We start from the raw sequence: 10,287 nt of genomic DNA on the forward strand, positions 1-10,287 counted from the left end.
CGAGTGAAGCGCTGGCTCAAGCTGGCGGCCGGGGCCGCCGCCATCACGCTCGCGACCGCCGGGTGCGCCGGCTCCGGCGGAAGTCCGGACGCCGCGGCGCCGGGCGGTGGACAGGGCGGCACGCTGACGGTCTGGCTGATGACCGGCTCCGCGCCGGAGAGTCTCACCCAGGAGCTGAACCGGAAGTTCGAAGCGGCCCACCCCGGCGTCAAGGTCGACTACCAAGTCCAGCAGTGGAACGGGATCCAGCAGAAGCTGACCACCGCGCTGGCCAGTGACACCCCGCCGGACGTGATCGAGGTCGGCAGCACGCAGACGCCGGCGTTCGAGGCGCAGGGCGTGCTGCAGGACCTCACCGGCGACGTGGCGAACCTCAACGGTGCCCAGTGGCTGGCCGGGCTCAAGGCCTCCGGCGAGTACGAGGGCAAGACCTACGGCGTGCCCTTCTACGCCGCGAGCCGCGAGGTCATCTACCGCAAGGATATGTTCGAGCAGGCGGGCATCACCAAGCCGCCCGCATCGAACCAGGAATGGCTCGACGCGATCGCCAAGCTGAAGGCGAAGTTCGGCAGCGACAAGGACTTCCAGCCGCTCTACCTGCCGGGCCAGAACTGGTATGCGCTGTTGTCGCTGATCTGGGACAACGGCGGAGAGGTCGCCAAGGCCGGCGGCAAGGGCTTCAAGTCCACTCTGGACAGTCCAGGGGCGAAGGCGGGCCTCGAATTCTACAAACAGCTCGTGGACGCCTCGGGTACCACCGCGCCGAAGGACAACGACGAGGCCAACCCGCAGCAAGCCGGCATCTACGGCGGCGGCAAGGTCGCGATGTTCATCGGCACGCCGAGCGAGCTGCCGACCGCGGCGAAGACCGATCCGGGCATCACCGCGAAGACCGGGGCGTTCCCGATCCCGTCGCGCACCGGCGGAGCCGGCGCCCCGGTGTTCCTCGGCGGCTCGAACCTGGTCGTGCCGGTCAACAGCAAGCACACCGACCTGGCCAAGGAATACCTGAAGCTGCTGACCGGCGCCAAGTATATGACGCAGATGGCCGCGGCGGGCACCGTGCCGGGCACCTCCACCGATGTCGCCGCGCTGGCCAAGGATCCGTTCGGCGCGGTGATGGCGCAGACCTCGAAGAACGGCCGCACGGTGCCGGCGAGCCCGAAGTGGGGTGAAGTCGAATCCGGGCAGAACCCGATGAAGGACATGCTCACCGCGTACCTGACCGGAAAGAAGAGCCTGGACCAGGCGACCGCGGACGCGAACACCGCGCTCGACAAGATCATCGGCGGATGACCGCGACGAAAGACGCGCTGCTGCCGGCGGGGCCGCCCCCGCCGGCAGCGGCTCGCGTCGGTCTCGCGAAACGAGTTGGGAGCCGCGGCCAGCTGACCCCGTACCTGCTGCTCCTGCCCGCCCTCGCCGCCGTGCTGGTGCTGCTCGGCTGGCCCACCGTGCAGATGCTCGGCATCAGCCTGCGCAAGCTCGACCTGCGCGAACTGGTGACCGGCAAGGCGATCTGGGTGGGCCTGCAGAACTACACCGAGGCCCTCACCGATCCGGAGTTCTGGGCGGTCACCGTGCGCACCGTCGTCTTCACCGCCGCGCTGGTGGCCGCGACGCTGCTGATCGCCCTGCTGATCGCGGTGCTCATGCGCCATCTGAACCCGGTGGTGCGGATCATCGTGCAGATCTCGCTGGTGCTGGCCTGGGCGGTGCCGGTGATCTCCACGACGACGGTGTTCCAGTGGATCTTCGACCAGCAGTACGGAATCCTCAACAAGACGCTCGACAAGCTGGGGTTCCACTCGTTCATCGGCTACTCGTGGTTCGCCAGTGGTACCAGCACGCTCGTCGTGATCGGCCTGCTGGTGCTGTGGCAGGCGGTGCCGTTCGTCGCCTTCACGCTCTACGCCGGGCTGATCGGGGTGCCCCGGGAGCAGTACGAGGCGGCCGGGATCGACGGCGCCAGCCCGTGGCAGACCTTCCGCGCGGTGACCTGGCCGGTGATCCGGCCGATCCTGACCATGGTCACGTTCCTGTCCCTGCTGTGGGACTTCACCATGTTCGCGCAGGTCTGGGCGATCCGCCAAGGCGGGCCGGACGGCGCCAGCACCACACTGGCCATCCTGCAGTACCTCAAGGGCATCGCGGGCAGCCACTTCGGCTCGGCCGCGGCGATCGCCACCATCATGCTGGTGCTGCTGTTGGCGGTCACCGCCCGGTATGTGCAACTGCTGGTGCGGAGCAAGGACGGTGAACTCGCGTGAAGAAGTCCTTGAGCCAACGGATCACGCTGTCCGTGCTCGGCGTGTTCGTCGCGCTGGTGTTCCTGTTCCCGACGTACTGGATGTTCACCACCGCGCTGAAGACGCCGGGCGAGATCCTGTCGCCGAAATTCGATCTGCTCCCCTCGTCCGCGACGTTGTCGAACTTCGCTTCGGCGCTGACGAAGCCCGGATTCCTGACCTATCTCGGCAACAGCCTGATCGTCACGCTCGGCGCGGTGCTCGCGGCGCTGGTGGTCGGGGTGCTGGCAGCGATCCCGCTGGCCCGGTTCCGCTTCCGTGGCCGCAAGGGGTTCCTGCTGCTGATCCTGGTCGCGCAGCTCGCCCCGCTGTCCGCGCTGTTCATCCCGATGTACCTGCTGATGCGCGACATCGGGCTGCTGAACACGCTGCCCTCGCTGCTGCTGGTGTACTTCGCGACTTCGCTGCCGTTCACCGTGTGGATGCTCTACGGGTTCGTCAACGGGATCCCTTACGATCTCGAAGAGGCCGCGATGATCGACGGGTGCAGCCGGACCGGCGCGTTCCGCCGGGTCACCCTGCCGCTGCTCGGTCCCGGGCTGGTCACCACCTCGGTGTTCAGCTTCATCACCGCGTGGAACGAGTTCCTGTTCGCGCTGGTGTTCATGCGGGACCAGGCGAAGCAGACGCTGCCGGTGTGGCTGTCCTCGTTCCGCACCGCGTTCTCCGTGGACTGGGGCGGGGTGATGGCCGCGTCGGTGGTCTACGCGATCCCCGCGGTGGTGTTCTTCCTGATCGTGCAACGGAAACTCGTGTCCGGCATGACTGCCGGCGCGGTGAAGGGATAGCCGATGCCGAACCTCCGCAGCTGGGCCGAAGCCGTGCTGCTGCCCGGTTTCGCCGGTACGACCGCCCCGCAGTGGCTGCTGCGGCGGCTCGCGGACGGCCTCGGCGGGGTGATCCTGTTCGGCCGCAACGTGGTCGACGACGAACAGGTCGCCGCGCTCACCTCCGCCCTGCGCGCGGAACGCGAGGACGTGGTCGTCGGCATCGACGAGGAAGGCGGCGACGTCACCCGGCTCGACGTGGCCACTGGTTCCTTCGTGCCCGGCCCGCTCGCACTCGGCGCCGCCGGGGACCCGGAACTCACCGCGTCCGTCGCAGCGGCGCTCGGCGAGCGGCTCGCCGCGTGCGGAGTGACGGTGAACCTGGCCCCGTGCGCCGACCTGACGCTCGCCGCGGAGGACCCGATCATCGGTGTACGAGCGTTCGGTTCGGATCCCGCCACCGCCGCACCGCACGTCGCGGCGTATGTGACAGGGCTGCAGAAGTATGGCGTGGCAGCCTGCGCGAAGCACTTCCCCGGCCACGGCGCGGCGAACGAGGATTCGCACGTCACGCTCCCCGTCCTCTCCCGGACGCCGGAGGAACTGCGCTCGATCGAGCTGGTCCCGTTCGCCGCGGCCATCCAGGCGGGCGTGCGCTCGGTGATGTCGGGCCACCTCGTGGTCCCCGCCTGGGGCGAGGCCCCGGCGACGCTGAACCGGACCGCGCTCACCGACGTGCTGCGCGACGAACTCGGCTTCACCGGTGCGGTAATCACCGATGCGCTGGAAATGGGTGCCGTCTCCGGCGCCTATGGCAGGCACGACGGGCTGGGCAACGCAGCGGTGCGTGCACTGGCCGCCGGGGCGGACGCGTTGTGCATCGGCGGCGCCGCGTTCGATGCCACCACCCTGGACCGAGTCACCGCAGCGATCGTGACGGCCGTCGCCGAGGGAACCCTGCCCGAGGAACGCCTCGCCGACGCAGCCTCCCGGACGGCTTCGCTGGGCACGTCCCCATCCCCCGCCCCGCTACGCCCGGTCGACCGCACGCTGGGGATGGCAACCGCTCGCGCCGCACTGCGGATCACCGGCACGCCCGCCCTCACCGGGCCACCGCTGGTCCTCGACGTGCACACCGACCCGACCCTCGCGGCCGGGCCGATGCCGTGGGGCCTGGGACCGCACCTGACCGAACTGGTCCCCGGCACGCGGGCACTCACCGTCGGCCCCGGCGATGCGGAGCAGGTGCTCGCCGAGGCCGCGTCGTGGCCGAGCGTCGTGGTGGTCACCCGGGAAGCACACCGGCACCCGGCAGTGCGGGAACTCCTCGGCCGCCTGTCCACTGTGGACTACATCCGGGTGGAGACCGGGGCGCCCGGCCCCATCTCCGGCGACCGGCCGCGGATCGACACGTTCGGCGGGTCGTTCGTGAGCCTGCGCGCCGCTGCGGAGTATCTGGCTCGACCGAGCGCCCCTGAGGCAAGGCTGTGAAGGGACCCTTCACAGCCTCTCGGTCCGTGAAGGGTCCCTTCACGGCGGAGCCCGTTTCGGGTCAGCGACCGCGCACGTCGTCGGTGAACTGCTGCCGGCACTGCTCGATCTTGGCCTGATCACCGTTCGCCTGGTTCAGGCAGTCCTGCAGATTGTTGAGCTGACTGCCGAACTTCGCGAAGATCGACCCGACCAGCACGGCCAGCAGCACGCCGATCACCAGGCCGATCGAGCCGGTGACCACACCGGAGATCGACATGCCCTTGTTCGTGGCCTCCCCGCGGTTCGCGCGTTTGATGCCGAGGATGCCGAAGATCAGCGCGAGGACCCCGAGCACGATGCCGCCCCACACGGTCCAGCACAGCACCAGGGCCAGGATTCCCAGCACCAGCGCCGTGACCCCGAAACCGTTGCGCGGCGTCGCAGGCTGCCCGTATCCCGGGGGCGGCGGGGCGGGATAGGACCCGTCCGGGTTCCCCGGATACTGCGCGGGTTGCGGATACTGCGGGGCCTGGGGGTACTGGGGTGTCTGCGGGTGCTGCGGGGTCTGATCGTCGGGCGTGCTCATCGTCCTGGTCCCTTTCCGCCACGGGCATGCTGCCCCGGCGCGAACCTTATCGACCGAGACGGCCGATTGTTACCGACCGCCACGACCGTGACAGATTCGTGCCGGTCACGCGACCCCGGACGGAGGCGCAGGTCAGCCCGTGCGGCGGGAATTACGACGCTGAGTCAGCTCGTCCGGCACGACCGCCTCGACCACTCCGCCGTCCGCGCGTTCGGCGGGGAACTCGTGGATGGTGCCGCTGATCTCCTGCATCGCCCCGCTGACCGCGATACCGAACACGCCCTGGCCACCCTGCAGCAGGTCGACGATCTCCTCCGGCGAGGTGCACTCGTACACCGTGGTGCCGTCGGAGAACAGCGTGACCTTGGCCAGGTCCCGCACCCCGCGTACCCGCAGGTGCTCGACCGCGACCCGGATGTTCTGCAGCGACACCCCGGTGTCCAGCAGCCGCTTGACCACCTTGAGGACCAGGATGTCCTTGAACGAGTACAGCCGCTGGGAACCGGACCCGTGCGCGGTGCGGATGCTCGGCGCGATCAGCTTCGTGCGCGCCCAGTAGTCCAGCTGACGGTAGGTGATCCCGGCGATCTGGCAGGCCGCCGGTCCGCGGTAGCCGACCAGTTCGTCGGGCAGCGAGGCGTCGGGGAACAGCTCACCCTGCTCCCCGTCCGCGGCACGAACAGGCGGCCTGTCCGGACTACCAGCCTCGACCACGCAAGCCTCCCCTCGCCCGACCCGGCGGCCGGCGAACCACAGCCGGCCGGACCCAGGAGCGGGATCGACCGGGGAGTATCGGCCACGACCGCTCGCGGTCGGCGAATCACATCGTGGCGATTTACCGCCTTCGACGGTAAGGCCGCGCCGCGGGCCGGTCAACGCGACGCGCGGCGGACCTCAACGCCGTATCGAGAGTTGGTCCGTTCGCCGTATCGGAGGGCACTTCCGTCCCTTGCGCACCCGTCGACAGGTCTTACTCGGTCATGTTACATTTTACTCATGCAAGTAACTCCGGACAGTCAGGCCGAACTCGGCCTCAGCATCACCGAGGCCACCACCCGGGCACAGATCATCGGGGCGACGATCGCGACGATCGCCGAGCAGGGCTACGCGCGCACCACCTTCGCTCGGATCAAGGAGCGGGCCGGGCTCAGCAGCACGCGGCTGATCTCGTATCACTTCACGAACAAAGCCGGTCTGCTGCAAGCGGTACTGAGCACCGTGGTCGAAACAAGAACGCAATACCTCAGCGAGCGCAGCACAGGGATCGACCCGGGCGACCGGCGCGGAAACCTGCGCGCATACCTGGAAACCTCCGTAGCGTTCCTGCGCGATTACCCCCAGTGCGTACAGGTTCTCGTCGAACTGGGCGCGCATACCGGGGACCGGGACGGCTGGTCGATGACCGGCGTGATGCTGACGCAGATGCGCACGGGATTCGTGCAACGGCAACTGGAACAGGGCAAACGGGAAGGCGTCTTCGGCGACATCTCCGCCGAGGTGGTCGCGCTCTCGATCGCGCAGGCCGTGGACGGGGTGGCGGCCGCCTACGCCGCCGATCCGTCTCTCGATCTGGAGCGGTACGGACGGGAACTCGCGGATTTGTTCGACCGCGCCACAGCTGTCCGGTAATCCACGGGAAAACAGTCCGGTGTGAGCGGGGAGGCGCGCCCCGCTCACCGGCGGGCGGCTCAGGTGTCGGCGCCGCGGAAATCCTCAGGGGACACCGAATCGAGGAATTCGCGGAACTTCTCGACCTCGTCCTCCTGCTCGTCCGGGATGATCAGGCCCGCCTCCTCCAGCACCGCGTCCACGGCGTGGATGGGCACCCCGATCCGCAGGGCCAGTGCGACCGAGTCGCTGGGCCGCGCGGACACCCGGACATCCCCGTCGAAGACCAGCTCGGCGAAGAACGTGCCTTCCTTGAGGTCGGTGATCACGACCTGTTCCAGCTCCCGGCCGAGCGCGCCGATGACCTCCTTGAGCAGGTCGTGCGTCAGCGGCCGGGCGGGTCGGACTCCCTGCTGCTCCAAGGCGATCGCGGTGGCTTCGACCGAGCCGATCCAGATCGGCAGGTACCGCTCGCCCTCGGTCTCCCGCAGCAACAAGATCGGCTGATTGGCGGGCAGTTCGACCCGCACGCCGACGACGCGCATCTCGCTCATCGGGCTTCGCCTCCCTCTCGTGCACACGGGCTGCAGCGCTTGCGACGTTCTCGCGCCGTTGGTTCCGACGCTACCCGTCATCCGGGCGCTGTGCTCGCTAGTGGCGGACATTCTCGGTTCGCGGCGGCGCAAACCGTCTCTCCTCACGGTACGGCATGCAAGCGCGAACATTCAGTCATTGACAACCGCCGCGCAACGTTTCTCACATCGCCGGCGGGCACCGCGCCGGGGCTCAGTCGCCGGCGACGCTCCGGATGCCGGCTTTCACGAGCAGTGTGTGCAAGGTGACCGACAGTGCGGCCAGCTCCCGGACCAGCTCGTCGGCGCGGGCCTTCGCGTCCGCGTCGCGATGGCGGTACACCGGGGTCACGATCTGCTCCAGCAAACCGACTTCGCGGTCGGCCGCGGCGCGGAAGGCACGCAGATGCCTCGGCTCGATACCGAATTCGGTCAGTGCCCGCGCGGTCCGCGCGATCAGCACCGATTCCGGACCGAAGAACCCGGCCGGACCGGGCCGCAGCAGGCCGTACTGGCACAGCTCCGCCAGCGCCTGCTCGTCGATGCCGGCCTGTGCCAGCAGGTCCTCCTGGGTCAGCCGGGTGTCCGGTCCCGGCTCGAAGTCGGCCGCCGCGGGCAACCCCGCCGTGCTCGGATCGCCCAGCGGGACCAGGCGGCGCGGCAGCCGCGGCACGGCCGGAACCGCCGCGTCCGGCTCGGCTCCGGCGTCGGCCGCGTCCAGCTGTTCCTTGATGACCTTCAGCGGCAGGTAGTGATCGCGCTGCGCGGACAGCACGAACCGCAGGCGTTCGACGTCCGCCGGGGCGAACTGCCGGTAGCCCGAGGGCGTACGGCCCGGCCGGACCAGTCCTTCGGCCTCCAGGAACCGGATCTTGGAGATGGTGACATCGGGGAAGTCGCCGCGCAGCTGCGCGAGCACCGCCCCGATGCTCATCCCCTCGCGCCGGGCCTGGTAGCGACCGGGCCGGCCGGCCGCCGTCACTGCGCCCCCTGGCCCCCCTGGCCCGGGCCGGTCAGGAACACCAGGCGGAACTTGCCGATCTGCACCTCGTCGCCACCGGCCAGCACGGCCTGGTCCACCGGCTCGCGGTTGACGTAGGTGCCGTTCAGGCTGCCCACGTCGATCACCACGAACTCGCCGCCCTCGCGCCGGAATTCGGCGTGCCGGCGGGAGACCGTGACGTCGTCGAGGAAGATGTCGCTGTCCGGGTGCCGTCCCGCGCTGGTGGTGTCGCGGTCCAGCAGGAAGCGGGACCCCGCGTTGGGGCCACGCTTGACGACCAGGAGTGCGGAACCCGGCGGCAGGGCGTCGACGCCCTGTACCGGTGCTTCCGCGGCCGGGCCGGACTCCTGGGCTTCGACGTCGGCCAGGAAATCGGCCCGGAAGACAGAGGTCCGCTCCGGAGACTGCTCCGGGGGAACGCCGGGCCCGTCGTTCGTGCTCACCTGAGCTCTCCTCTACACAAGATGTTGCCATCGACCAAGAACGTGCGGTGGTCAACGTACCGTGCCTGCCCGGTTCCGGGGCCCGCGGCTCCCCCGAAACCGTCAGCCGCGCAGGAGTGCCTGGTAGGCCTCCGCCTCCAGCAGCGCGTCCAGGCCCGCCGGGTCGTCCGGCCGGATCTCGACCAGCCAGCCCTCGCCGTAGGGATCGGAGTTGATCAGCTCCGGCGCGTCGGCCACCGCGGCGTTGACCGCGACCACCTCGCCGCCCACCGGAGCGAACAGCTCGGACACGCTCTTGGTCGATTCGACCTCGCCGAACGCGTCGCCCGCGCCGAGCCGCCGTCCGGTCTCGGGCAGCTCGACGAACACCACGTCACCGAGCTGGTCCTGGGCGTACTCGGTGATGCCCACCCGCACCAGCGAGCCGTCCCGGACCGCGACCCACTCGTGTTCCTCGGTATAGCGCAGCTCCTCCGGAATCGTCAATGTCCTCCCCTTTCCTGGTACCGGAATCTTTCGCGGGTAAGTCTTCCACTACGCGGTGCGCAGCGCGCGCACTGCCTGGACCACGTAGAGGACCCCGGACCAGACGTAAAGCACGCCGCCCCAGATCATGAACGCGTACGCGATCGGCCGCGCGATCGCGGCGAGCGTGGAGCCGCCCTGGGTGACCAGCAGGAACGGGAACGCGTACATCAGCACGAAGGTCGCCCCCTTGCCGATGTAGGTCACCTCGGGCGGGGAGAACCCGCGGCGGCGCAGCACCAGCACGCACACGCCGAGGACCAGCTCGCGCACGACCAGCGGCGCCACCACCCACCACGGGATGATGTCGCGCAGCAGGAACGCGACGAGCGTGGCGAGAATGTAGAGCCGGTCCGCCGCCGGATCGAGCAGCTGGCCGAGCCGCGACATCTGGTCGAGCCACCGGGCGAGCTTGCCGTCGAGCCAGTCGGTGAGCGCGGAGAAAATGAGCAGGGCCAGCGCCCAGCCGTCCTCCTTCGGCCCGAGCAGCAGCCAGAGGAACACCGGCACCCCGGCCAGCCGCGCCAGCGACAGCAGGTTGGGCACGGTCAGCGCCTGCCGCAGCAGGGAGGGCTCAGTCTCGGGGGCCGTGGTCACGGACCAAGCCTAGAGTCACCCGGTTCGCCGGGTTTCGGCGCCACGGGGAGACCGGGCGGTCTTGGTAAGCCCGGGGCCCGGGGCGGGGATGACCGGACGGAATGTGCGCAACCGGAACCCGCGGCTGTGAAGGGGTCCCTTCACAGCCGCAGAGTCCAGGGTGTCGGCAAAGTTGGTCGGGGACCCGGCAGTGGGCGATGCGGAGGTGTGTGTGCGACCACCTCGTGGCGTGCGCCGGACCGGTTTCGGGTCCGTGAAGGGACCCTTCACAGACTCAGATAGGGCTTTGTCAGGAGTTGTTGATCTTGTGGTGTGATTCTGGTGTGGATCTTGCTGTGGTGCGGGCTTTGAATGGTGAGCTGGAGCGGTTCGTGATGGAGGTGTTCGTGCCGGGGCAGCCGGTT

General features: G+C 69.2%; 12 protein-coding genes. 5 read left to right on the top strand and 7 right to left on the bottom strand.

The annotated features are described in order from the left end of the window. The first annotated feature begins 3 nt into the window (after nt 1–3). The 4 genes from D5S19_RS24450 to D5S19_RS24465 are packed head-to-tail and all read left to right on the top strand — an operon-like array spanning nt 4 to nt 4,567. Complete coding sequence (locus D5S19_RS24450; RefSeq protein ID WP_120025740.1) at nt 4–1,296, top strand: sugar ABC transporter substrate-binding protein; 1,293 nt, start codon at nt 4–6, stop codon at nt 1,294–1,296. Next, nucleotides 1,293–2,270 (top strand): carbohydrate ABC transporter permease, encoded by a 978-nt coding sequence (locus D5S19_RS24455; protein WP_120025741.1) that lies wholly within the window; start codon nt 1,293–1,295, stop codon nt 2,268–2,270. Before D5S19_RS24450 ends, D5S19_RS24455 begins: the two co-directional genes overlap by 4 nt. Beyond that, entirely contained in the window at nt 2,267–3,097 is an 831-nt protein-coding gene (locus tag D5S19_RS24460) for a carbohydrate ABC transporter permease (RefSeq protein ID WP_120025742.1), read from the top strand. Before D5S19_RS24455 ends, D5S19_RS24460 begins: the two co-directional genes overlap by 4 nt. Before the next feature lie 3 nt (nt 3,098–3,100). Then, nucleotides 3,101–4,567 carry a glycoside hydrolase family 3 protein gene (locus D5S19_RS24465; protein ID WP_120025743.1) on the top strand — a complete coding sequence of 489 codons (1,467 nt, stop codon included), beginning with the start codon at nt 3,101–3,103 and terminating at the stop codon, nt 4,565–4,567. 61 nt (nt 4,568–4,628) lie between these two features. Here the strand turns inward: D5S19_RS24465 and D5S19_RS24470 are convergent, their stop codons facing one another. Next, entirely contained in the window at nt 4,629–5,135 is a 507-nt protein-coding gene (locus tag D5S19_RS24470) for a DUF4190 domain-containing protein (protein WP_120025744.1), read from the bottom strand. A 132-nt stretch (nt 5,136–5,267) separates the two neighbouring features. Next, nucleotides 5,268–5,849 carry a MerR family transcriptional regulator gene (locus D5S19_RS24475; protein ID WP_120025745.1) on the bottom strand — a complete coding sequence of 194 codons (582 nt, stop codon included), beginning with the start codon at nt 5,847–5,849 and terminating at the stop codon, nt 5,268–5,270. Between the two features lie 282 nt (nt 5,850–6,131). Between D5S19_RS24475 and D5S19_RS24480 the strand changes: the two genes are divergently transcribed. Next, complete coding sequence (locus D5S19_RS24480) at nt 6,132–6,764, top strand: TetR/AcrR family transcriptional regulator (protein ID WP_120025746.1); 633 nt, start codon at nt 6,132–6,134, stop codon at nt 6,762–6,764. A 59-nt stretch (nt 6,765–6,823) separates the two neighbouring features. Here the strand turns inward: D5S19_RS24480 and D5S19_RS24485 are convergent, their stop codons facing one another. The 5 genes from D5S19_RS24485 to D5S19_RS24505 form a co-directional block, all read right to left on the bottom strand. Further along, a complete protein-coding gene (locus D5S19_RS24485) occupies nt 6,824–7,297 on the bottom strand; it encodes a bifunctional nuclease family protein (RefSeq protein ID WP_098510157.1) in 474 nt (157 codons plus the stop codon). Between the two features lie 232 nt (nt 7,298–7,529). Further along, nucleotides 7,530–8,297, bottom strand: coding sequence for a transcriptional regulator FtsR (ftsR, locus tag D5S19_RS24490; RefSeq protein WP_170069610.1), 768 nt, complete (start codon nt 8,295–8,297; stop codon nt 7,530–7,532). Beyond that, nucleotides 8,294–8,761 carry a glycogen accumulation regulator GarA gene (gene garA, locus D5S19_RS24495; RefSeq protein ID WP_098510159.1) on the bottom strand — a complete coding sequence of 156 codons (468 nt, stop codon included), beginning with the start codon at nt 8,759–8,761 and terminating at the stop codon, nt 8,294–8,296. Before garA ends, ftsR begins: the two co-directional genes overlap by 4 nt. Nucleotides 8,762–8,863: 102 nt before the next feature. Beyond that, nucleotides 8,864–9,247, bottom strand: coding sequence for a glycine cleavage system protein GcvH (gcvH, locus tag D5S19_RS24500; RefSeq protein WP_120025747.1), 384 nt, complete (start codon nt 9,245–9,247; stop codon nt 8,864–8,866). Nucleotides 9,248–9,295: 48 nt separating this feature from the next. Further along, nucleotides 9,296–9,883 carry a CDP-alcohol phosphatidyltransferase family protein gene (locus D5S19_RS24505; RefSeq protein ID WP_098510161.1) on the bottom strand — a complete coding sequence of 196 codons (588 nt, stop codon included), beginning with the start codon at nt 9,881–9,883 and terminating at the stop codon, nt 9,296–9,298. Nucleotides 9,884–10,287 lie beyond the last annotated feature (404 nt).

Origin of the sequence: Amycolatopsis panacis (genome assembly GCF_003600245.1) — a bacterium.
GTDB classification, from domain to species: Bacteria; Actinomycetota; Actinomycetes; order Mycobacteriales; family Pseudonocardiaceae; genus Amycolatopsis; species Amycolatopsis sulphurea.